The organism is Thermoactinomyces intermedius, assembly GCF_013912365.1.
GTDB lineage: Bacteria > Bacillota > Bacilli > Thermoactinomycetales > Thermoactinomycetaceae > Thermoactinomyces > Thermoactinomyces intermedius.
This window is the reverse complement of record NZ_JACETT010000003.1, coordinates 1-23960: the sequence shown is the minus strand read 5'-3', so window position 1 is coordinate 23960 and position 23960 is coordinate 1. Positions and strand designations below refer to the sequence as shown.

Below are 23960 nucleotides of genomic sequence, written 5' to 3'. Positions count from 1 at the left end.
TTCGTAATTTAAAATAGAATTATCATCACTGGAAAAAAGGGGAGCAATCATGAGCAAGAAAATCACTGAAAGAGATACAAAAGCGACCATTTTAAAAGCGCTTCGTGAAGCAGAAAAGAAAATTGCGGAACTGGAAAAAGGAAAATTGGATGCAGCCAAAGAGGCGAAAAAGAAGAAAGAAGCCGAAATCACCAACAAAGCCGATCGATTGATGGAAGGAAACATCGAGGGAAAAATCACTGATTTATCCAAATCCGTTGTTCAGCTGCTGACGAAAATCGACAGTGATTTAAAAGAACAGACCAAGAACCTGCAGACGGTCAAAGAAGCCATTGCCATCAAAGAAGCCGAACTCAAAGAACTGTTTGATATCGAGAAACAGGCGCACACCCTTGCGGGATTGGTCAATGCTCATCAGGAACTGAAATTATCCCAAGAGAAAGAATTGGCCGAAGAGAAGGAAAAGGCGACCAACGAACTGGAAGAGATCAAAAAGCAAATCGAGATTGCACGCAAAGAGTACCAAACCATGCTGAAAGAGCAAAAAGAAGCATTGGAATTGCAGAAAAAAAGAGGCGAAGAAGAATTCAAATACGAATTTGCCCGCCAGAAAAAACAATCATATGACCAGTTGGAAGATGAACTGGCGAGCAAGCGGAAAGAGTTTGAAGCGGAAGTCGAAAAAACGACGAAAGAACTGGACGCTTATAAAGCCCAATTGGATGAACGTGAAGAAAAGCTCGTGAAACGGGAAGAGAAAATGAAAGAGTTGGAAGAGGAAGTGGCTTCCATCCCGGACAAAATCGCGGAAGTGAAAAAAGAAGCGAAGGAAAAAGCGGACGCAGAGATGAAAAAAGTATTGGCCATCCGCGAAGCCGCCTTCAAAAAAGAAGTGGAAGCGGACAAAAAGATCCTTGAAACCGAATGCGAAAACCTCAAAAAGCAACTGCAAGCATCCCACGAAACGATTTCCGAACTGCAGAACAAGCTGGATGAAGCCTATAAGCGCATTCAGGAAATGGGGATCCAAATGGTTTCCAGTTCCAATGAGTCCAAAACCTTCGATAAAATCGCCGCCCTCGTGTCAGAGAAAAATCATTCAAAATAAAACCGGACTTAAACCCATTCCTCCCCCAAAGGCAATACTAGTTGTTCATACATATCGGAAGACGGCTCAACAAAATTGGACAGCGACACCCCGACCAACCGGACGCCGGCTGTATAATCAAAGGCATCCAGCAACTCCTCCAAAACTTTGGACCAGTCGGCGCCCGGTTTTGTTGTTCGTTGCTTGGAATGCATTGTAAAATCAGCGTATTTGATTTTCAGGGTGAGGGTTTGCGGCCGGATTTTTTTCTTTTTCAGTTTTTGCTCGGTCTCCGCGAGAAGGCCGTGGGCGATCCGGGAGATTTCCTCCCTGTCATACAAGTCTGAAGGCAAGGTGATTTCCCGGCCGTGGGATTTCGGGGAACGATCGGTGACTATATCGCGGTCATCCTGTCCGCGGGCGCGGTAATATAAATCATGCCCAAACTTGCCAAACATCGCCGTCACTTCTTCCAAAGACAAGCGCCAGAAATCACGGACCGTTTCCACTCCCATGGCGCGCAAACGCTTTTGTGATTTTTTTCCGATCCCGTGCAAAGCGCCGATCGGCAAATCTTTTAACACCGCCATGGCTTGTCCGGGCCGTATGATGACAAAGGCATCCGGCTTTTTTAAGTCACTGGCGATTTTGGCCATGGATTTGTTGTAGGAAAGGCCGATGCTGCATGTAAGCCCGGTTTCCTCCCGGATACGCCGCTTGATTTCGCGTGCGACGGGAACGGCATTGTCATAATGGGAGACATCCAGATAGGCTTCATCCAATCCGACGGTTTCGAAGCGGTCGCTGTATTCGGTGTAGATGTTCCGTACTTGACGGGATTTTTCCCGGTAGCGTTCATACCTTACCGGCAAGAAAATGCCTTTTGGACACAGTTTCCGGGCTTTGGCGGTCGGCATGGCCGAGTGGATGCCGTATTTCCTGGCTTCATAGCTGCAGGTGGAAACCACACCGCGGCTCTTCAGTCCGCCGACAATGACGGGTTTTCCCCGCAGTTCAGGGTAATCCAGTTGTTCCACGCTGGCAAAAAAGGCATCCAAATCCAGATGCAAGATTTTTTTCATGGTGCTTTCACCTTCTGTGCAAACCGCAGTGAATGAAATCAAAAGGGTTTCTCGTCTGCCATTCGTGTTGTTTTCCCGGTGTTTTGTCATGGTTATTATACCAAAAGACATGAGCAGTCATCATTTCAAAACAATGGAAAATTTAAAATCATCCGATAAAAAGGTTTCTTGTAGTTTGGGGTTTTGATAAAATTTTTGTTTGTGAATTTTAAAAATTCCGTCTGGAGGGATTGGATGAGAAAATTCACTGCCGTCGCTTTTTCTTTGATCACCGTGTTCAGCATGTCTTGACCAAGGTCATGAGTGAGGGGAAAGCCTGTGCCCCAAAAAGGGACACAGGCTTTTCATCAGGATTTGGAGGTGGTCAGGTCAAAGGTGGGAATTACTTCAGGGATTGCAGTTGTCGGGTCAGGGTATGAGCGGAATGATGCAATTTTTTTCGTTCTTCTTCCGTGAGATTGAGTTCGATGACTTCGCGAACCCCGGAGCGGTTAATGACAGCCGGGACTCCCAAACAGATGTCTTTCAGCCCGTATTCTCCTTTCAGAAGCGTGGAGACGGTCAGGATTGCATTTTCATCTCGGAAGATGGCTTGCGTCAAACGCACCAGCCCCATGGCGATCGCGTAGTAGGTGGCCCCTTTCAGATCAATGATCTGGTATGCGGCATCCCGCACTTGGGTGAACAGTTGATCCAACTGCTCTTTGTCCGGGCCTTTTCCTTCTTTCAAATAATCGGAGACCGGACGGGTGCCGATATAGGCATGGCTCCAAACCGGAAGTTCCGTGTCGCCGTGTTCGCCAATGATATAGGCGTGCACGTTTTGCGGGTTGACTTGGTAAGCTTCGCCGAGCAAATAGCGGAAGCGTGCCGTATCCAGAATAGTTCCCGATCCGATGACGCGGTGAGCCGGGAACCCGGAATATTTCATGGTGAGAAAGGACAGGATGTCAACGGGATTGGTGGCGACCAGAAACAGGCCGTCAAAACCGCTTTTCATCACTTCTGCAACGATGGTTTGAAAGATCTTTGCATTCTTAGAGACCAAATCTAGACGGGTTTCTCCCGGCTTTTGGTTAGCCCCGGCGGTTATGACGACCAGATCGGCATCGTGACAGTCCTCATAATCTCCGGCCCGGACACAAATGCGTGATCCGAAGGGAGAAGCGTGGTTTAAATCCATCGCATCCCCTTCCGCCTTTTTCTTGTTGATGTCAATCAGGACCAGTTCATTGGCCAATCCTTGATTCAACACCGCAAAAGCATAGCTGGATCCGACAAATCCGGTCCCGATCAAAGCGATTTTTCTTTTCATCGTACAACACTCCCCACTTCTGTTTCAGCTTAGTGGAACAGAAAGCTCAAAAGGTAGATAAAGATACAAGTCAGCAGCAGGAAGGAAAGGCTGACTTTTAACGTCTTGCGGAACAAATCGGATTCCTGTCCCGCTTTGCCGACAGCTGCTGTGGCAATGGCCACGGATTGCGGACTCAACAGTTTTCCGATCACCCCCCCGCTGGTGTTTGCGGCGACCAACCACGCCGGGGATGCCCCGATTTGTTGTGCGGTCACCAGTTGCAAGTTGGCAAACAGGGCGTTGTTTGCAACGACCGACCCGGTCAGGAAAACGCCGAGCCATCCCAAAACCGGTGAGAAAAACGGGAAGAGCCCGCCGGTTTTGGCAAGGGTTAACCCCAAGGTGGAGGAGATGCCTGAATAATTGGCGACATATGCAAAGGAAAGCACAAAACCAATCGTGATCACCGGTTTCCACAGTTCCGACCATGTTTCCTTGACCAGTTGAATCGTCGTTTTCAGATCCACCCTGAACAACCAAAGGGTCAAAAGGACGGAGAAGAAAATGGCGGTTCCGGTGGAAGAGATCCAATCCAGTTTTAAGATGGCATCATAAGGAGTCAATTTTTCTGCAATGGGCGGTGCGATGAGAATCTTTTGATGCAATCCGGGAATGTTCAGATACGTGGTCAGAAAAGCCAGCGGCCCGCCGGGATCAAATAATTGCTTAAAACCATGGCTGCTCCACAGTCCGATGATTCCTGTTAAGATGTAAAACGGCGACCATGCTTTGACCACTTCCAAAAGGGTGACCTGCTTCGGCGGTGCGGATGGCACCCCGTGTTGGAGTTGAAATGTTTTTTTCGGTTTCCAATGTCTCGACAAGAGAACCAACGCCCCCATGCTGATGAGCGATGAAGTGATATTGGCCAGTTCCGGGCCGATCCACGTCACGGTCAGATATTGTGTAAGTGTGTAGGAGCCGGCCACGGCCATCAGTGCCGGAAAGGTTTCTTTGATCCCCCGGAAGCGATCGATCATCCACACCATCAGAAACGGGACAAGGAAAGAGATGACAGGCAATTGGATGCCGAGAATTTTGGAGAGCGTCATTTTGTCGATGCCGGATACCTGACCGGCGACAATCACCGGAATTCCGATGGCTCCATAAGCCCCGGAGGCCGCATTGGCAATCAGGCAGAGAGAAGCGGCCTGCAAAGGTTTGAAACCTAGTTGCACCAACAGTGCAGCGGAGATGGCGATCGGAACCCCGAACCCGGCGGCTCCTTCCAAAAACGCGTTGAAGGAAAAACCGATCAGCAACAGTTGCAGACGCTGGTCTTGGGAAATGGCGATGATGCTGGACCGGATGACATCGAATTGGCCGGTCTTGACCGTGATTTTGTACAGCAAGACGGCGGTGATGACAATCCAGGCAATCGGCCACAACCCGTATGCAAAGCCAAAACCGGCGGCGCCGGCAGCCATCTGGACAGGCATGTGATAGAAAAAGATTGCAATCATCAACGCAATCAAGGTGGTATATACAGCCGCAATGTGGCCTTTTAAGCGTAACATTGTGAGAGATATCACAAAGAAGGCGATAGGAACGGCGGCAATCAGCGCCGACAGCCAAGGGCTATCAAATGGATGATAAGTTTGGGTCCACAGATTCATGGGGAACACCTCGTTCCGGTCAAAGTGGCCTGGTTTTCCATACAATAATGAATGGTTTCCAAAGAAAATCAATTTTATTCCAACGGCCTGCTGGTGACTGTTTCATGGGATGATGGATCCATCACCTACAGTATACTTCCGGAAGATGGGAAAAGAAATGGACATAATGTGAAAACTTTCACATTAAGAAGCGAGGGTTTAGATTTTCCCCTTCAAAAACCTTGTAATTACAATGTTTGCAGTGTGATTAAATAATTATTTTTTGTGAAATAATGAACATTAACTTGCCCGAAGAAGTCAGAAAGGGAACCAAAATAAAAAGCCCGCCACCGGGCTTTTTCATGTTCCTGTTAAAATGTTTCATGATGGAGTACCTGTTCCATGGGAATCATTTCTTTGGCCGGCGGTTCATGGGCGGGATAACCCAGTCCCAAAATGGCAACAACACAGTAATCGCCGGGGATTTTCAAATGTTTGCGGGCATAATCCTCTCTTTTTTTCGATTCCGCTTCATCCTCGGAATGATAAACCGCTCCCCAAGCCGCTCCGAGCCCCAAGGACGCGGCAGTAAGCCATAAGTATCCCCCGGCGATGGAGGCGTCTTGCAACCAATATTTGCTGATCTTCGGATTGGAAATGATGGCGATTCCGGCTGATGCTTGTTGAAGCCATTTCATATAAGGAGTGGTTTCAGCCAATGCCGCCAATGTTTCTTTGTTTTGGATCACAATAAATTCACGGGAAGGCAAATTATTGCCGCTCGGGGCCAAATACAGCGATTGAAGCAAAGTGTTCATGGCTTCTCCGGGAATGGGATCCGGTCTGAATTTTGTGATTTCGCGTCGCTTTTTGATGGCAGACAGTACATCCATGGCGATGCCCCTTTCTCTAAATCCGTGTATTTGGATGGATATTTATTGTTTTCCCTTTCAATGTACAGCCAAAGCGATTCCACGTCAAATCGGCGAACATTTTAGCCGGAATCGGATCTTGACGGATTGGTATAATAATTTGAAAACAGGAGGAGGGCCGGAAATGGTTTATCAATTGAAAATGAAACGGATCTATGAACCGCCTGCCCGCGAAGATGGGAAACGGATTTTGGTTGATCGCTTGTGGCCCCGCGGAGTCAAAAAAGAGCAAGCCCGTTTGGATGAATGGATGAAAGAGATTGCACCGAGTCCGGAGTTGCGCCGATGGTTTGGCCACCGGCCGGATCGGTTTGAGCAGTTTCGTGTGCTTTACCGGAAGGAGTTGGCGGCCGATCCCGGACGCAGACAATGGGTGGAGCGGATTTGCCGGTATTTGCAAGAAGATCATGTCACCCTCCTTTACGCAGCCAAAGATCCGATCCACAACCATGCCGCAGTTCTGCGGGAATGGGTGAAACAGCAATACTTGGACAACCCATAACCCAAATTTGTACAAAGAGGTTGGACAAAAATTGGGATGAAAACGTTTTCTCTTTCCCGCGTTTTTTCCTTATACTGAAGAAAGAAAGGGATGATCCATGCAACTCGATGAACGCTGTATTCGATTGCTTCGTGAAATTGCATCCCGCCCGGGCAGTTCATGGAGACAATTGCAGGAAAGGCTGGGGTTGTCCCGGCGCCAGATCACTTATGATTTGGAGAAGATCAATTCCTGGTTGAAAGAAGAAAACCTCCCGGCGATCCGGTATGTCCGGCAGCATGGATTTGTCATCCCTTCTTCATTGGAGGAATACTTGCAAAGATGGGATGCCGTCGAACACAAAAATTATGTTTGGACCGGCAATGAAAGAGTGAATATGCTCTTACTCTCGCTTTTGATTGCAAGAGAACCGTGGTCGCTCGTCCATGTCTCCGGTTTACTGGACGTGAGCCGGAACACGGCATTGGCCGATCTGAAAGAAGCGAGGAAAAAGGCCCGCAAAGCCGGTGTGAATTTAATCTATTCACGGGCAGACGGGTATCGTTTTGCCGGCCCGGAATGGAAAAAAAGGAACTTGTTAAGGTGGCTTGTGATCGAGTGCATTCGCTGGGACAACGGCGAAATGCTTTTAAACGCCGTGTTGGATCAGGACACGGGGGTTTCCGGTGACCAGGTGTTAAATCAGTTGGAAGAGACGGAACAGCGGCTGGATATCCGTTATATGGATGAACATTTGAACCAGCTGAAGTATTTGCTGATGTTTTTAATCCGGAGGATCGAAGAGGGACACCGGGTCCGATGGCCGGAAAAGTGGGATGAAATCGCGAATACAAAAGCATTTGCCGCAGCCGGAAATCTGCTGAAAAAGTTGCTCCGTATCCCGCTTTCCGATCCGGTTTTCAGGCAGGAACAAGCTTATATCGCTTTGCTTTTGCTGTCGGGAAACATTTTTTCTCAGGCGGACCAGCCGATGCATGAATTGGCGGAAAAGATGATCAGGCGTTTTGAGCAAATCGGATGCCTTTATTTCTCGGAAAAGGAACAATTGGCTTCGATGATCGCCATGCATCTGGATCCGGCTTATTACCGGATTAAATACGGGCTGACACTGCCCAACCCTTTAAAGAACATTATTTTAGAAGAGCATGAAGCACTCCATTTCCTGGTGAAAAAATGTGCTGTTCCGTTTGAAGAAAAAGTGGGGAAACCCGTTCCGGAAGATGAATTGGCTTACCTCACCATGCATTTTGGGGGCTGGCTCCGGCGGCAGGGGTTGGAATTGACCAACCGGCCTAAGGCGGTGGTGGTTTGCCCTAACGGCATTGCCATCTCCAATTTGCTGACCCACGGTCTCAGGGATTTGTTCCCGGATATCCTGTTTTTGGATGCGGTGACAGTGAGGGAATTCTTTTCCAAACGTTATCCGTGTGACTTGGTTTTTTCCACGGTGTACTTGCGGACTCAGGCCAAATTGTTTTTGATTCCGCCGATTTTGACCCAGGAAGAAAAGATGCGTTTAAGAAGTGAAGTTTCAAGGGAAATTTACGGTTTTTCCACGAATGAGGAGCAGATCTTGAACATCATTGAGCAGTACGCGGACATTCATGACCGGGCTGGTTTGTCCAAAGCATTGGCTTCGCTGTTCGCGCAAAACCATTTCGCTCCTTCATCAATAAAGGAGAGTCAGAAACCGATGTTGAACGAATTAATCACCGAACAGACGATTCAACTGGCCAAGAAGGCCGATTCATGGGAAGACGCCATCCGGCTGGCTGCAAAGCCTCTGGTCCAAAAAGGCTGTGTCAAAGAACAATATGTCCAAGCCATGATTGATTCGATTCATGAATTGGGACCTTATGTCGTGTTGGCACCGAAAGTGGCCATTCCTCATGCACGGCCGGATGACGGAGTTCATCAACTGTCGATGAGTTTTTTGCGATTGGAAGAAGGGGTGCTTTTTCCGCAACAGAAAAAGGTGCATTTGCTCTTTGTGCTGGCGGCGGTGGACAGTGAATCCCATTTGCTGGCGCTTGCACAACTGTCGGAAATGTTATCCGATGAAGCGGAGATCGAGAAGCTCATCCAAGCACAAACCCCGGAAGAAGTTTTGCAGATGATTCACCAATATTCGAAAGGAGATGGCGTATCATGAAAATCCTGGTGGTATGCGGAAACGGACTGGGCAGCAGTTTTATCATGGAACTGAACGTCAAAAAAGCATTGAATGAATTGGGTAAAGAAGCGGAAGTGGGGCATATTGATCTGGCGACGGCCCGCTCGGAAGAGGCCGATCTTTATATCGGAGCGCAGGATATCATTACGCAACTGGATGATGGAACCCGCAACATTGTCGCGCTGGAAAACGTAATGAATCTCGAGGAAATCAAAACCAAAATCGCTCCTTATCTCGATTGACATTTTGGACAGGAAGTTGGCGATGGAAATGGAATTTTTAAATGTTTTTCTCGATATTTTGGCAACGCCTGCAATCCTTGTCGGCGTGTTTGCCTTGATCGGTTTGCTGCTTCAGAAAAAAGAGGTTTCTCAAGTCATTTCGGGAACGCTGAAAACGGTGCTCGGCTTTATTCTGATTACCGCCGGCGGCAATGTCATCATCAGTTCGCTGGATGTGTTCGGTAAAATGTTCAACCGTGCCTTCTCCATTTCGGGGGTCATTCCGAACAATGAAGCCATTGTGGCCGTTGCTCAAAGCACATTTGGGACGCAAACGGCTTTGATCATGGTTTTCGGAATGGTCATGAACCTGGTTTTGGCCCGGTTTACCCCGCTTAAATTTGTCTTTCTCACCGGACACCATACCTTGTTTATGGCTTGTCTGATTGCGGTGATTCTGTCCACGGCCGGATTGAAAGGGGCCCTGTTGGTGATTGTCGGTTCTGTGATTCTGGGGATTTTGATGGTGGTTTCGCCTGCGATTTTGTTCCCGTATGTCCGTAAAATCACGGGTTCCGACGATTTTGCCGTGGGGCATTTTGGTTCCGTGGGCTATTTGGTGGCAGGCGCCGTCGGAAAATGGACCGGGGACCCGTCAAAATCAACCGAATCGATCAAAGTGCCAAAGCAGCTGGGCTTTTTAAGGGACACGTCAGTGGCCGTTTCCCTGACCATGGCGATCCTGTTTATTGTGGTGGCGCTCTTCACCGGATCGGGGTATATAGAGTCGCAGCTTTCTGACGGACAAAACTATTTGGTGTATTCCCTGATTCAGGCTGTCACCTTTGCGGCCGGGGTCTATGTGGTGTTGGCCGGGGTGCGGATGTTGATCGGCGAAATTGTCCCCGCTTTCAAAGGATTTGCTGAAAAACTGGTGCCGGATGCCAAGCCGGCTCTGGATTGTCCGACGGTGTTCCCGTTTGCACCCAATGCCGTGATTATCGGCTTTTTATCCAGCTTTGTTGCGGGATTGGTCAGCATGTTTGTGTTGCCGCTGTTCGGCCTGCGGGTGATTGTTCCGGGACTTGTCCCCCATTTCTTTACCGGAGCGACCGCAGGGGTGTTTGGAAATGCGACCGGCGGGCGCCGCGGGGCAATCTTGGGCGCGTTTGCCAATGGACTCATCATCAGCTTTTTGCCGGCTCTGTTGTTGCCGGCGTTGGGGGACTTGGGATTCCGTGAAACCACATTTGGGGATGCCGACTTTGGCGTCGTCGGACTCATTTTGAGTTTCTTGGCAGATTTCTTTTCATAAAGGAAATATTTTAAAGGGATGCCGGTGGTTTTGGGCCGGCATCCCTTTATTGCGCAAAAAAGAAGCAACGTGGGGAAAATTGCTTATTCACAAAATATACACGAGTTTTTCGTATTGATTATTATACATTTAATGATTAAAATTTATATTAATGGAATCCGGAGATTTTTCCTTTAAAAAATAAAAATTGTCATAGAAGGATGTTCATTCCTTGTCTTTGGATGCAGGAACATACATAATTCACATGATGGAGTCAAAAGGCGTGAAGTATTTCAAAATGTGGAAATTGCTGCAAAAATGAGTCGATCGTTTTATGAGGGGGAATCATTTCATTCCCCCCCTTTCGGTTTCTTGAAAAGAAAGGAGGGAACGGCGGTTGAGTGTGATTGTCACTGTGATTTACGGTTCCGACGAAAAAAAGGACTGGGTGGATCTGGAACTTCCCACCGATGTCCCGGTCGGAGAGTTGATTCCAATCATGGTTGAAGCGCTTGAAGAACATCTGCAAAACATACAGGACCGGTTTGTTTTGGAAATCAAAAACAAAAACAGCGTTTGGGAAAAAATGGATGAAACAAAGGCGCTTCAAAACTATGGAGTCATGGACGGGTTTTATCTCCGGATTCAAAGAAAGCCGTTGGAAGAAGAAAAACATGACGATCTGGCCGAACAGCTGGGCTTGATTGAAAAAGAAGAGATCAAGGGGATTCTTGAAACTTGGAAGACCGATGGTTAAACCGGTAAAGGAGAGAAAGTGATGAGCATTATTTTTCAGAGATCGCCGAGGATCAAGGAAGAGATGCCCCGGGAAGTCATTGAGATCAGCGAACCGCCCAAAAAGCCGACGGCCCCGACTTTTTCTTACGTGCAATTAATCTTCCCCATTCTCATGACCTGTACCACCATCGGGTTGTATATTTACATGATTTCATCGGGGAAATTGGGCAATTCCAGTTGGTATATGTTTTCGATCATCTCTTCCGTTATGATGGCTTTTTCGTATATCATTCCGTTTTTCACTTATTTGTCCAACAAAAGGAAGTACAAACAAGACTTGGTCGAACGGGAGAGGAAATACCGGAATCTCTTGAAAAAATACCAAGAGGATCTGGAACAAAAGGAAAACCGGCAAGCGGAACTGCTCCGGAAATGGAATCCTTCGCCGCATGAATGCCTGAGAAGAATGCAGCGGAGAGACAGTTCCTTGTGGGAACGTTCGCCGCATGACAGCGATTTTTTGTCTTTGCGGTTGGGAAATGGCGATGTGCCGTCCACGCTGACGATCGTGGCGCCGAAACAGGATGAATACGAGCGGGAACCGCTCATCGATGAGGCCAAAGAACTGGAAAAAGAATACGGTCTCTTGGAGGACGTCCCGGTGTTGCTCCCGTTGAACAAACGGCAAGTGGTGGGGGTTGTCGGAGACCGGGATTCGATTTTAAGCACCTTCCGCAACCTGATCATTCAAATCGTGACGCACCATTCTCCGGATGAAGTGAAAATCGTCTCTTTTTATAACGAGGAAGAGGCCGATCGCTGGGATTGGATCCGGTGGTTTCCTCATGTTTGGGATGACCAGCGCCAAGTGCGGTACTTGGCATCCAATTATGAAGAAGCGCGGGAACTGGTGGATCACTTGTATGAAGTTTTGCGCCGCCGGAAACGGAACAAAAACCGGGAAATGATGGGGATGGAACTCCCTTATTATGTTTTTCTCATTTCCGACCCCGGTTTGTTGGAAGATGAAGCAATCCTGCCTTTGATTTTGAAAGAGCCGGATTTGGTCGGTGCGCGTACCTTGTTGCTTGCCGACTCCAAAGAAGTTTTGCCCATGCAATGTCAGGCCGTGCTTGAAGTGCATGAGGGAGGCGGCATCCTGAAAGAGACGAACTATACCAAGGTCGAAAAAGAAGAGGACAAATGGGAATACAAGTTTTATCCGGATCATGTTTCGTTGGAAATTGCGGATTTGTCCGCGCGGGCATTGGCTCCGGTCCGTCTGAAAGCCAACCGTTCCAATCAAATCCCGCAATTGCTGACTTTGTTCGACTTGTTGGAAGTTGAGAAGATGGAGGAAATGGATGTCAAGCGCCTCTGGGAGCGGAACCGTTTCCCCAACACGTTGCCGGTTGCGGTGGGAATGAGCGCCGGCGGGAAGAAAGTCCGCTTGAACATTCACGATAAGATCGAGCGGCAAGGACACGGTCCGCACGGGCTGATCGCCGGTACGACCGGTTCGGGAAAAAGTGAAGTGATTCAGGCTTTGATCGCGGCACAAGCGTTGAAATATCATCCGCATGATATCGCTTATCTGTTGATTGACTATAAAGGGGGCGGGATGTCCAATATTTTTGAAAATCTCCCGCACTTGGCCGGCGTGATTACCAACTTGGACGGAAATCTCATTGAAAGGGCCAAGATTTCGTTAAAAGCGGAATTGATGAGGCGCGAACGGATTTTTAAAGAGGCAGGCAACATTCAGCATATCGATGAGTATTTAAGATCGGGCTATGCCGAAGAAAATCCGCTTCCGCATTTGGTGATTATTATCGACGAATTTGCGGAGTTGAAAAAAGAGCAACCCGAATTCATGAATGAATTGATCTCGATTGCGGCTAAAGGAAGAACCTTGGGGGTTCACTTGATTTTGGCCACGCAAAAACCGGCAGGGGTTGTGGATGACAAGATTTGGAGTAACGCCCGTTTCCGCATTTGTTTGCGGGTGCAAGATGAAGCAGACAGCCGTGAAATGTTGAAAATCCCGGATGCTGCCTGGATCACCAACCCGGGACGCGGTTATTTCCAAGTGGGAAGCAATGAGTTGTTGGAATTGGTTCAATTTGCATGGAGCGGTGCTCCTTATCGCCCGGGTTCTTCGCAAAATCAAGAAGCATCCATCAAGGAAGTGCTCTTGACTGGAAGAAGAGTGGACCGCACCAAACGGACATTGTCCGTGAAGAAGAAGAAAAAAGAAGGAAGAACACAAAAACAATTGGATGTGCTGGTGGATTATTTGGCCGAACAAGCCAAAGAGATGGGGATCGAACCGGTTGGCGGCCCATGGCTCCCGCCTTTGCCCAAACAGCTCTTCTTGGAAGAGTTGCGCGGGGAAAATGCGCCCGGTTGGGACGGGAAAACCTGGCAGCCGACAGAAAACTGGCTGGAACCGGCAGTCGGTTTGTTTGACGACCCGGAAAACCAAAATCAGGATACGTTGCGCATTCCGCTGAACGAAGGCCATTTGCCGGTATACGGCATGCCGGGAACCGGTAAAACCACGTTTGTGCAAAACCTGCTGATGTCACTGGCTCTGGAACATTCGCCGGATGATGTGCATATGTACGTCTTGGATTTCGGGCGCATGTTCCGTGATTTGGCAAACCTCCCGCATATGGGAGCCATCATTCAGGATGACGAACCGGACCGGGTGAAACGCTTGTTCCGTTACCTGACGCAGGAAATGGAGCGCCGGCGGGAAAAAATCGTTGAATCCGGTGCGAAAACCTTCCAAGCTTACCGCAAGTCGGCATCGGAAAAAATTCCGGCCATCATCGTGGTGCTGGACGGGTATGTCAGCTTCAAGTCGACGTATGAGGAAGAACATCATCAATTGGAGAAATTGCTCCGTACCGGTGTGGGCTTCGGGATCCACTTCATTGTCACCATGAACCAATTGACCGACATGTTTGACCGGGTGAGAAACAACTTCTCCCTGGGGGTTTCCTTTGAACTGGCGGACCCGAGCGATTATTACTATGCGGTGGGCCGTTTAAGAACACCGCCGGTCAGTTTGCCGGAAGGACGCGGGTTTGTCAAAGGACAAGTGCCTCCGCTGGAATTCCAAAGCGCACTTCCGTCCGAAGGTGCGGATGAAATCGAGCGGTCCCGGACATTGCGGGAGAAAGCACAGCTCCTTTCGGATGCTTGGACCGGAAAACGTCCGAAAGAAATTGGTTCTCTGCCGGAAGTGGTGGAACTGCAAGAGCTGATTGTCAAACATGAAGAGAACAAGACTTCCTTGAATCCGTTGGAAGCGCCGGTGGCCATCTCCATGGATGATTTGACCCCATTTTATGTCAGTTTGAAGGACGGTCCTTACTTTGTGGTCGGAAGCCCGGTGGAAGGCGGGAAAACGTCTTTCTTGCAAACATGGATGTTATCCCTTTCCTATTTTTATTCACCGGATGAAATCGAATTTTATTTAGTGGACTTCCGCCTCGGGGATCAAGGGCTGGCCATGGTGACCGGACTTCCGCATGTGAAGGGATATGCCACTGATGAAGAGGAACTGAAGGAAGTCTTAAAGCAAATTGATGAGAAATTGAGCAAGCGCGTGAAACCGAAAGGGTTTGAAGCCGTTTTGGCTGCCGCCAATGAAAAGAAAGAGGAAGGCCCGGCGATTGTACTGGTGATCGACGATGCCGATTACTTCAGCAAACGGATGAATAACTTTGATCTTCAAAATCAGCTGAACCAAATTGCAACGCAGGGACGGAGCAAAAACTTCTACATCATCATCTCCGGAACTCCTTCAAACTTCCCGTACAGCAGTGATAACTGGCTGGCGGAAGTGAAATCCATGGAAACCGGGTTTTTGTTTGCAAGTCTGGAACCGAACGATTTGTCGTTCTTCAAGATTCCGACATCGGAGTCGAGGGCTTATTCCATGGGGCCGGTTCAGCAAAGCTTGCGGGCCGGTGAAGGGTATTTTGCAAAACGGCGTTACACCAAAGTGAAAGGAGCGCTTCCTTATTCAGGGGAATGGACGCCGGTTACTTGGACGGAACGGATAAAACAGCGTTGGCCGTCTGTTGAAAAAAGCCCGTCTGAAAGTGTTGATGAACATAATTAACTACTTTTCATATAAAAAACAAAAGGAAGAATATTGCTATAACAATAATTTTTGTATATAATTTCAATGTATATATTTTGGCATTCATGAAAGGAGTTTTACGGAATGGCTCAAATTCAAATTGATCCGGATCACGTGGAACAAGTTGCAAAACAATTCCAAGCAAAACGTCAAGAAAGCGAACAAATCATCCAACACTTGAAAAGCCAAATCACCGGCCTTGAAGGTCAATGGAAAGGTATGACCAAAGAACGTTTCTTCTCCGATTTCCAAGAAGCTGAACAAAACATGAAAAACTTCACCTTGCTCTTGGAAAACATTTCAACCGCATTGACCCAAATCGCCACCAAATTCCGTCAAACCGACCAAGCTTAATGGGATTTGGGACAGGCAGATCCGATTTCCATCGGATCTGCTTTTTTTATGCAATTAAAAAACCTCCGGCAATACCGGAGGCTTTCATTCTTTCTTGGGAGAATCCGGCTGGTGATAGATGCCTTCCATCTCCCATAAGGATTCCATGTTTTTCAGGTGGCGGGTGACTTCGGCTTTGTTCATCCGTGCGGCCGCCGTCAGAAGTGCGTTGATCAAGCTTAACGGGGCAACAAAGGAGTCCAGAAACGACGGCAGGTTGCTCGCGGCCACCAAACACAAATCCGAAACGCCGGCCAATGGGGAGCTGTGTGCGTCCGTAATGGCCAAGGTCGGCACGTTTCTTTTCCTGACGAATTGCATGGCTTGGATCGTTCGCGAGGTGTAACGGGGAAAACTGATGCCAATCACCAGGTCTTTTTCCGTCAGGGTGGACAATTTTTCAAACATGGTGTCCGATTCGGTGATCAACTCTGCATGCTTTTTTAACAGTTGCAAGTAGAAGGTGAGAAAAAAGCCCAATGAGTGGGAACTGCGGAGAGCGACCACCGTGATGGTATCAGCTTGATGGATTTGTTTGGCCGCCTCACCGAAGACTTTGGCATCCAGCATTTGAATTGTTTGGTTGAGATTAGCGATGTCGTCGTTCAGGATTTCATAAGCGATCCGCTGCTCCTCGGGATAAATGTCACCGGCCAGATCCAATCTCTCCACGGTGGTGATCCGTTTTCGCAGTTGCTCTTGCAAACTGTGCTGCATATCGGTGAATCCGGAATAGCCGAGGAAAGTGGAGAAGCGGATAATTGTGGCTTCCCCCACTCCCGCCCGTTCTGCCAGTTTGGCCGTGGTCAAAAAAGCGGCAGTATCCGGATTGTTTTCGATATAGCGGGCGATTTTGCGCTGGGCTTTGCTCATCTGACTGCTCTTCTGGCGAATTCTTTGAAAAATGTCCGATTGTTTTGTCAAACCATCATCTCCTGTTTGATCAGTTTCAAAACCCCCTTTTCAAATTGTTCCAGGGTTTCATCCATGATTTCCGGGGTGTGTGCCACGGAGGTGGAAAAGCGGTTCAGGGGTTTTACATAAATCCCCTGTTCCAATAAGAAACCATCCAATTTTTTGCGTAAGTCACGATTGGAGTTTAACACATCGTAAACTTGTCGGACAGGACGGTCGGTAAACACCAGATTAAAGATGCTGCCCACCCCCACCGTTTTGCCGTTGAGACCGTGGCGGTTCAAGATTTCCTCCATTCCGCTCCGCAAACGCAAAGTATTCTCTTCCAAAGCTGAATAAACATTCTGGTTTTCCAAAAGTTGCAGCGTGGCCCATCCGGCTGCAAGGGTTAAGGGATGACCGTTGTGTGTCCCGCTGTGAAACAAAGGTTTTTCACCGGCATTACCCGATTCCATGGACAAGATGTCCGTTCCACGGGTGGGGGAGCATAAATCCAGGATGTCTTTTCGTCCCCCGACCACGCCGACCGGAAAACCGCCGCCCAACACTTTGCCCAGTGTGGTCAGATCGGGGGAGACCCCGTAATAGCCTTGCGCTCCCGCCAAGCTGACGCGAAAACCGGTTTTGATCTCATCAAAGATGAGCACCATGTTCCACTCCCGGGTCACTTCCCGGAGGCCTTTTAAAAATTCCGGATCCGGCGGGATGTATCCGGCTTGAACCGGTTCCAGGATCACGGCACCGATCTCCGCGTGATGCTTCCGGAGAAATTCGGCGGTCCGATCCAGATCATTAAAAGGGAGAACCAGTGTGTTCGCCACAATGTCTTCAGACAATCCGTAAGAATCGGAGGTGGTGACGGGCATGGCATCGGAAACGGAGTTCGAGGGATGGACATTGATCAAAACTTGGTCGAAACTGCCGTGATAATGCCCGTCAAACTTGACGATTTTCTTTTTGCCGGTCCATGCGGTTGCCAGCCGGATGGCCAAAAGGGTTGCTTCCATCCCGGAATGGGTATAGCGGACTTTCTCAATTCCGGGATACAGGTCAGCCAGGTGTTTGGCCATTTTTTGTTCCAAAGCGTGGGGGGTTCCAAACGAAGTGGTTCCCCATTGGTTCAAAACCGTTTGGATCGCACGGTTGACGGCCGGATGACCGTGTCCCAAAACAAGGGCTCCGTAACATAAGTTGTAGTCAATATAACGGTTTTTGTCTATATCCCATACATAAGCCCCGTCAGCTTTTTCCATCATGATCGGATAAGGTGAAAAATATTTGATATTGGCGGTCACACCCCCGGGCAACCATTCGCAAGCTTCTTGATAAGCCCGGGCGGAGCCGGAAGTTTGTTTTACAAAGGAAGAAGTGAACATCACGTGCACCTCGCTCAGAAATATTTACTCCATATAAATTAATAAAAAGAGTATATACTCCATTTTTCATACAATGGAGCACTTGTAAAACCGGAAGAAGAACGAAAAGGAGTGGGAAATCCGGTAAAAACGGCGTTTTGATCCGGAAAACTCCTGCTGTCTTTGGATTCTGCACAAAAAAACATGTCTTGCCGACATGTGGAGGGATCGCATTATTCAATTTGCCGGTTTAAATATTCCTGCAGAATGATTTCCAGCTGTCTTCCTGCCGGCATCCGCCAGTCTTTTTGCATCCGGGCGGCGGCTTCCAAAACGTTGGTCAGCAACACGCCCGCGGATTGCAATTGCTGGCTGACCATCCATATGCCGCCGGCGGTATGGGAGCAGGAAACGTCCATCAGGGCGTAAGAGGTGTAACCGTGTTGGACGGCAGTGGCGGCCGGCAGGGTTAAACTGATCTCTGCAATGGCTCCGGCCCAGAAAAGGTTTCTTTTTCCGGCTTGCCGGATGGTGCCGGTAAAACAGGAGTCATCCCAGGGGTTGACGGTGGTACGGGAAATGATGACGGGTTTGGAATGCAGTTTTCTCCATTCGGGGATGAGCGAGGCATCCGATAACCCCAAGCTGCCATAGGTCATGATGACAGGCAGATGGAACAGGTTGATCACTTGGATCAAGGTTTTCAGGTTGTCCCGGATCTGTGTGTTTTCCGGAACCAAAGGCTCAAGATAGTCGTTTAAGATCACCAGGCTGTTTTTCGGATCCGGCATTTCGGTTTGCCGGTTGAAACCGTTCCGGTTTACCGGCTTAGGCCTGCCCGTCCTGAAAAACGGCTGATTCTCATAGTGCACTTCATGATGAACTTCATGATGGACTTCGGTAAACCGGTTTCCATCTCGGGTGGTGGAGGTGGTTGAATGCTTTGGATACATAGAGATCCCCTTTGCCTCAGGATGTTCATTTATATGTATGCAATAGCCGGCAAAAAAGCAACGCATCGGATGGTCCCTGACGCAATCAACCGGATAAAAAATCATTTTTTTAATGTATTTTGACAAAAATGAAACATTTTTTCGGTATATTATATATTGTCCTACTGATACGAAAAGGGGGAATGATCATGAAACGTTATTGGTCTGTCGTGATGGCTTTTGTCTTCATTTTCTCCATTTCTTTGTCCCAACCGGTTTTTTCCGCGCCGGATTTGTCAGTCCAACCTTCCGTAACGTATGAAGCTGAAGCGGCGGACACTGTCGTGACGGTTTCTGCAAAGATTGCGGAGCTTCGCGGATATGATTCGGATTATGAACATCAACAAATTCTGGTGAATAATATCAATGTGTTGGATATTGAAAATGGAAATGCAAGTGACATTCCCAGCCGGGCGTTTGTCGCGATTCGCATCGATGAATCGGGAATCGGCAGTGAAATCCCCAATCTTCGCGTCGGGGCTTCGATCGTGATCAAAGGGGAATTCATTCCGGAGGATGAAGCGTATAAAACGCCGGATAACTGCTGTGATGCCGTCATTCATTTCACCCATGACCCGGTCGGATATGTTCAATATGACGGGGTGACTTACCGCTAAGCCTGAAAGAAACCGTTTGTTAGACAATTTTTTAAATCAATCAATCCGATTTTCGGGAGGATGGTATGTCCCGTTTCAGGGAATATTGTCCTCCCGTTTTTCACATTCATGATACTCTGTATGTGATAAATTATTTGAATCATGAACGGAAAGGAATTCACTGAGGCCTTCCCAAAACGTTGAAAGGATTCTTGCTGAGTGAAGAAACAAAAAAGGACATAACACGCAGGCACTGTATGCCACCTGTTATGTCCTTGCATCGGGTTTCTCTTTTTGGCTGAGGTTGGTTTCTTTTTAGAAAATAAGGAGTTTAATAAACAAAATCGCGGCAAACGGAATAAAAAAGGGGAAGAAAAAAGATGCCTTCAGTTGTGAGTCTCTGCTTTTTCTGAGTGGTTTGAAGTAGATGCCGCCCTTGCTTACCCCGGTGATCATACCGGTGATGGTGTGTCCGCTGATCAGTTTGATCCGCACGATTTTCCCCTTGTACAAACGGCTTTTCTTTAACCAATGTTTTTTGGCGGGCATAGAATCTCTCTCCTTTCTTTTCTTTATCATCATATGGAAAAAAGGAGAGACAGACAGGGCGTGTACCTTTGTGCAGGAAGAAAAAGGGATGCATCATTTTAACGAAGAATATCTTTTTTAAGAACACAGCAGGATTTTTCCGGAAAGGATGACACACGTGAAGGATTCTCAACTGAAACAGCTCCGGCTTTTTGCTTTTCCTTATGCAGGCGGCTCGGCAAATATTTATCATGACTTGAAATCATATTTGCCGGTGGAAGTCGACTTTTGCCCGGTGGAATTGCCGGGACGCGGACGCCGGTTGACCGAACCGCTTTGTGAGGATATGGCTTGCCTGGTGGAAGATGTTTGCCGGCAAATCAAGGGACAACCCGATCTCCCTTTTGCATTTTTTGGATATAGCATGGGGGCATTGCTCGCTTATGAGTTGGCCGTCCGGTTTCAAAAAGAAGGAAAACCCCCGGTTGCGCTTTATGCAGCGGCCTGCCGTGCGCCGCATTTGCCGCGCCGGGAGCAGAACCCCGGCGATTTATCTGATGATGAAGCATTGATCAAAAAACTGCGCGAATTAAACGGGACACCGGAAGAAGTCTGGCAAAATCCGGAGTTACTGGAGATTGTGCTACCGATTTTGCGCGCTGATTTTTCGGTGGTCAGCCGCTATGTTCATAAACCGGCAGCTCCCCTTTCGTGTCCGGTCATTGCTTTTGGAGGCGAGCGGGACCCGGATGTTTCCGAAGAAGCACTGCTTGAGTGGGAACGGCATTCGAACGGTTCGTTCCGCCATTACATCTATCCGGGAGACCATTTTTTTATCCATGGAAACAAAGATGACTTTTTCAAGACGTTGAGCCGGGAACTGAATCGCGTCATCAAGGAGAAAGTAAACGGATAAAGGAGCGGTTGTCGTTGCAAAAGCAGGACTCATGGATCCCCGGAAGGGTCTGGGTTTATCAAACGCCGGTATCAGCGGCGGTCCCGGAGCTTGCCGTTCTGTTGAATCATACCGAATTAAAACGGTTTCGTTCATACCAAAAGGAAGAAGATCAAAAACGGTCGCTTTTGTCTTTTGCTTTGCTGCGTTTGTTGTTGTCCCGGATCACCGGGAAAGATCCGCGAAAGATAAAGATTTCCCGGGATTGTCCTTCTTGCGGAAAGCCCCACGGTAAGCCGCGGGTGACAGATGAAGGACCCGTTGAAGTGAATATTTCACATTCAGGCAAATGGGTGCTGACCGCCATTGCCTTTCACACTCCGGTCGGCATCGACATTGAACAAATCCATCCCGAACTGGTTGAAAGTGAGATGGTGAAAAGGGTGCTTTCCGCAGAGGAAATGAGCGAATGGGAGAAATTACCCCCGGGGGAAAGAAAAGAGGCATTTTACCGGTACTGGACATGGAAAGAAGCGATCTTGAAAGCGACCGGAGAAGGGTTGGCGGTTCCGATGACCCGCTTGACGGTGACCAACCGGGATGGTTCCCCGCAGTTAACCCGGTGGGAAGGCCGTGAAGACCGGGTCGGTCAAATCCGTTGTCACCCGCTGGAAGTGGATCCGCAATATGCCGCTTGTCTGGCCGTGATCGGACGCGCTGAAGAAGTTCTTCTCAGGCAAGGGGAAGAAATCATACAAGCATGGTTAAAAAATCAAAACGCATGGACTGCCCGTTGATTTTCACGGGCTTTTTTATCATGAAGAGAATTTCCCGGACATGGAACATGAAGAAATCGCTGGATTGGCAGGGATGATGATGGAGTGGATACAAATCGGGCCCATGTTGCTTCGCTTGGAGTGGCTTGTGTTTTTTGTGGGCGGAGGTTTGGGAATGGCATTGTCAAGATGGTTGGCGATCAAGAAGAAATTGGAGCCGGCTTGGGATTTGGATATTATCCTCCAGGCGATTGCCATGGGAATGTTGGTTTGGAAATTAAGTGCGGTGATCTTGGAACCTTCATTGTTTTTAAAATATCATTGGACCATTGTTTACTTGCCTCCTTCCGGAAACGGGGATTGGTTGGGGGTATTGATTGCACTTGTCTATTTGGGAATTTATTTTTTCCGGTTGAAAAAACGGATGCGCCGTGGATGTTTGGACCTGTCCGGCATTTTGATGGGAGTCGTACTGGCGGTGAATCAATGGATCCGCGTCTTTTGGGATGGGGATTGGAGCCTTCAGTGGATTCATTTGCCGGCGGCGGTCCTGCACAGCATGATTTTGTACTGGCTTTGGAGGCAGGGGCAGAGAAAAATGGGAACGGGAGAAGTGTTTGCTGATTTTTTGGCTTTTTCCGGATTGGTTTTGTTCGCCGGTTCCTTTCCGGTGTTTTCCCCGGATCCCGGGCTGTTTTTTGTAAAAACCGAATGGCTGGGCTTTTTCATGACCATTGCCGGACTCATTTTATACTTCATGCTCGATCAAGACAAAGGGGAAAACCGCTTGTAAGACATTGTGCGAAAATGACACGGCCCGGCCCGTTCATCCGGATAATCGGGAAGGATGTGTTGGTTTCGGAAAAAGTTTGATCGTTCAGGGTGATTTAATTTCGCGATGAATGATTTTATTTTAATTGTTGATAAAATAAAGTATTTATGTTATCCTGAAAAAAACGATATCTCGTTTTTCAGGGGGAGTCTGTCACCGGCAGGCTCCCTTTATTCTTTTTGACTTAATTTTTAAAAAACTTGAGGGGTGAGGTGGAGAAACCATGTTTTTTGTCCAATTGCTGCTTATTTTGGTTGCAACAAAATTGGCAGGCGATTTGAGCACCCGGATCGGACAGCCGGCCGTTTTGGGGAAATTGATCGTCGGTGTGATTTTGGGACCGGCGGTGCTGGGATGGATTGAAGAGAGCGAAATGATCCATCAAATGAGCGAAATCGGTGTGCTCTTGTTAATGTTCTTGGCCGGTCTGGAAACCGATATTCATGAGTTGAACAAAAGCCGCACCTCTTCTCTTGCCGTGGCGGTGGGGGGAGTGATTCTCCCGTTGGTCGGAGGATATCTGATTGGAACCTGGTTCGGGATGGAACCGTTTACCTCTTGGTTTTTAGGTGCGCTGTTTTCGGCAACTTCGGTCAGCATCACGGTTCAGACGTTGCGGGATCTTGGAAAGTTGCAAACCAAAGAAAGTGTTACCATATTGGGCGCGGCCATTGCCGATGATGTCATTGTGGTGGTGCTGTTGGCCTTTTTGATGAGTTTTTCCGGATTGCAGGATGTCAGCCTCGGATTGGTGATCGGTCAAAAAATCTTGTTCTTTGCCCTGATTATCTTGCTGGGATGGAAAGTCGTTCCGTGGGCCATGAAATGGATGACCCGCATTCGCGCATCCGAAATTGTGGTCAGTTCCGCATTGATGATTTGCTTCGCCTTTGCCTTTATGGCGGAAGAAATGGGTGTTGCCGGAATCATTGGCTCTTTTGCGGCCGGCCTTTCTCTGTCGCAAACCAAAGTACGCCATGAAATTGAGGAAAAATTGAATCCGATTGCTTATTCCGTGTTTGTTCCGATCTTCTTTGTGAGCATCGGCTTGCCGGTGACGTTTGACGGGCTCGGCAATCAAATCGGACTGATTGTGACGCTTTCCATCATGGCTGTTTTGTCCAAATGGATCGGTTGCGGACTGGGAGCCCGTTTGACCGGATTTAACACCGCTTCTTCCATCAGCATTGGTTCCGGCATGATTTCACGCGGGGAAGTGGCTTTGATCATTGCGTCCCTCGGATTGAGTCAGCATCTGTTGCCCGCCGAATGGTATACATCCACGATTTTGGTTGTGATTTTGACCACCATCATCACACCGCCGTTGTTGAAAATCACCTTCCAGAAAATGACGCCTTCCAAAAAAGAGAAACCCCGGCAAGAAGCACTTGCTTCCAAATGAATCCCATGTCAGGCCCCTTGATCCGGTAAGGAACAGAGGGGCTTTTTTATGCCGGATGGATGATGGGATTTTTAAATAAATAATTTTCAAAAAAGTTAACTTTTACATAAATAAATATGTTATATTTTTGAATATATAT

At 48.3% G+C, this 23960-nt stretch carries 21 protein-coding genes; 13 read left to right on the top strand and 8 right to left on the bottom strand.

Annotated elements, in window-relative coordinates; translation table 11 throughout:
- The first annotated feature begins 49 nt into the window (after positions 1–49).
- A complete protein-coding gene (locus H1R82_RS00650; protein ID WP_181731437.1) occupies positions 50–1108 on the top strand; it encodes a coiled-coil domain-containing protein in 1059 nt (352 codons plus the stop codon).
- A gap of 8 nt (positions 1109–1116) precedes the next feature.
- Here H1R82_RS00650 and H1R82_RS00645 read toward each other — a convergent pair whose 3' ends face one another.
- The 4 genes from H1R82_RS00645 to H1R82_RS00630 form a co-directional block, all read right to left on the bottom strand.
- Positions 1117–2169, bottom strand: coding sequence for a DNA polymerase IV (locus tag H1R82_RS00645; protein WP_181731438.1), 1053 nt, complete (start codon positions 2167–2169; stop codon positions 1117–1119).
- Positions 2170–2551: 382 nt separating this feature from the next.
- Entirely contained in the window at positions 2552–3484 is a 933-nt protein-coding gene (locus tag H1R82_RS00640) for an L-lactate dehydrogenase (protein ID WP_181731439.1), read from the bottom strand.
- A 29-nt stretch (positions 3485–3513) separates the two neighbouring features.
- Positions 3514–5142, bottom strand: a complete 1629-nt coding sequence (locus H1R82_RS00635) for a lactate permease LctP family transporter (RefSeq protein ID WP_181731440.1) — start codon at positions 5140–5142, stop codon at positions 3514–3516.
- A 350-nt stretch (positions 5143–5492) separates the two neighbouring features.
- A complete protein-coding gene (locus H1R82_RS00630) occupies positions 5493–6014 on the bottom strand; it encodes a nitroreductase family protein (protein WP_181731441.1) in 522 nt (173 codons plus the stop codon).
- 163 nt (positions 6015–6177) lie between these two features.
- On the opposite strand from H1R82_RS00630, the gene H1R82_RS00625 reads away from it, so the two are divergent.
- From H1R82_RS00625 to H1R82_RS00595, 7 genes are all read left to right on the top strand, one after another.
- A complete protein-coding gene (locus H1R82_RS00625) occupies positions 6178–6555 on the top strand; it encodes a DUF488 domain-containing protein (RefSeq protein WP_181731442.1) in 378 nt (125 codons plus the stop codon).
- A 97-nt stretch (positions 6556–6652) separates the two neighbouring features.
- Positions 6653–8707, top strand: coding sequence for a BglG family transcription antiterminator (locus H1R82_RS00620; RefSeq protein WP_181731443.1), 2055 nt, complete (start codon positions 6653–6655; stop codon positions 8705–8707).
- Entirely contained in the window at positions 8704–8970 is a 267-nt protein-coding gene (locus tag H1R82_RS00615; protein ID WP_181731444.1) for a PTS sugar transporter subunit IIB, read from the top strand. Before H1R82_RS00620 ends, H1R82_RS00615 begins: the two co-directional genes overlap by 4 nt.
- A gap of 28 nt (positions 8971–8998) precedes the next feature.
- Complete coding sequence (ulaA, locus tag H1R82_RS00610) at positions 8999–10264, top strand: PTS ascorbate transporter subunit IIC (RefSeq protein WP_181731622.1); 1266 nt, start codon at positions 8999–9001, stop codon at positions 10262–10264.
- A gap of 382 nt (positions 10265–10646) precedes the next feature.
- Positions 10647–11000, top strand: a complete 354-nt coding sequence (locus tag H1R82_RS00605) for an EsaB/YukD family protein (protein ID WP_309544766.1) — start codon at positions 10647–10649, stop codon at positions 10998–11000.
- A 21-nt stretch (positions 11001–11021) separates the two neighbouring features.
- The gene (gene essC, locus H1R82_RS00600) at positions 11022–15116 is read left to right on the top strand and encodes a type VII secretion protein EssC (RefSeq protein ID WP_181731446.1); all 4095 of its coding nucleotides are present in this window, start codon (positions 11022–11024) and stop codon (positions 15114–15116) included.
- 105 nt (positions 15117–15221) lie between these two features.
- Positions 15222–15491, top strand: coding sequence for a WXG100 family type VII secretion target (locus tag H1R82_RS00595; RefSeq protein ID WP_181731447.1), 270 nt, complete (start codon positions 15222–15224; stop codon positions 15489–15491).
- A gap of 84 nt (positions 15492–15575) precedes the next feature.
- On the opposite strand, the gene H1R82_RS00590 is transcribed toward H1R82_RS00595, so the two are convergent.
- The 3 genes from H1R82_RS00590 to H1R82_RS00580 all read right to left on the bottom strand — a co-directional run bounded on the left by H1R82_RS00590 (position 15576) and on the right by H1R82_RS00580 (position 18753).
- On the bottom strand, positions 15576–16454 hold the full coding sequence (locus tag H1R82_RS00590; RefSeq protein ID WP_181731448.1) for a MurR/RpiR family transcriptional regulator: 879 nt from the start codon (positions 16452–16454) through the stop codon (positions 15576–15578).
- Complete coding sequence (locus tag H1R82_RS00585; RefSeq protein WP_181731449.1) at positions 16451–17821, bottom strand: aspartate aminotransferase family protein; 1371 nt, start codon at positions 17819–17821, stop codon at positions 16451–16453. Before H1R82_RS00585 ends, H1R82_RS00590 begins: the two co-directional genes overlap by 4 nt.
- 212 nt (positions 17822–18033) lie before the next feature.
- A complete protein-coding gene (locus tag H1R82_RS00580) occupies positions 18034–18753 on the bottom strand; it encodes a cysteine hydrolase family protein (RefSeq protein WP_181731450.1) in 720 nt (239 codons plus the stop codon).
- A gap of 188 nt (positions 18754–18941) precedes the next feature.
- Here H1R82_RS00580 and H1R82_RS00575 point away from each other — a divergent pair, with 188 nt between their 5' ends.
- Positions 18942–19409 carry a hypothetical protein gene (locus tag H1R82_RS00575; RefSeq protein ID WP_181731451.1) on the top strand — a complete coding sequence of 156 codons (468 nt, stop codon included), beginning with the start codon at positions 18942–18944 and terminating at the stop codon, positions 19407–19409.
- Positions 19410–19703: 294 nt separating this feature from the next.
- Here the strand turns inward: H1R82_RS00575 and H1R82_RS00570 are convergent, their stop codons facing one another.
- Positions 19704–19937 (bottom strand): hypothetical protein, encoded by a 234-nt coding sequence (locus tag H1R82_RS00570; RefSeq protein WP_181731452.1) that lies wholly within the window; start codon positions 19935–19937, stop codon positions 19704–19706.
- Between the two features lie 157 nt (positions 19938–20094).
- On the opposite strand from H1R82_RS00570, the gene H1R82_RS00565 reads away from it, so the two are divergent.
- From H1R82_RS00565 to H1R82_RS00550, 4 genes are all read left to right on the top strand, one after another.
- Positions 20095–20832: a thioesterase II family protein gene (locus H1R82_RS00565; protein WP_181731453.1), complete on the top strand. Its 738-nt coding sequence runs from the start codon at positions 20095–20097 to the stop codon at positions 20830–20832.
- Positions 20833–20846: 14 nt separating this feature from the next.
- Positions 20847–21608, top strand: a complete 762-nt coding sequence (locus H1R82_RS00560) for a 4'-phosphopantetheinyl transferase family protein (protein WP_181731454.1) — start codon at positions 20847–20849, stop codon at positions 21606–21608.
- Between the two features lie 40 nt (positions 21609–21648).
- A complete protein-coding gene (locus tag H1R82_RS00555; RefSeq protein ID WP_181731455.1) occupies positions 21649–22380 on the top strand; it encodes a hypothetical protein in 732 nt (243 codons plus the stop codon).
- Between the two features lie 262 nt (positions 22381–22642).
- Positions 22643–23821, top strand: coding sequence for a cation:proton antiporter (locus H1R82_RS00550; RefSeq protein WP_181731456.1), 1179 nt, complete (start codon positions 22643–22645; stop codon positions 23819–23821).
- Positions 23822–23960: the final 139 nt, after the last annotated feature.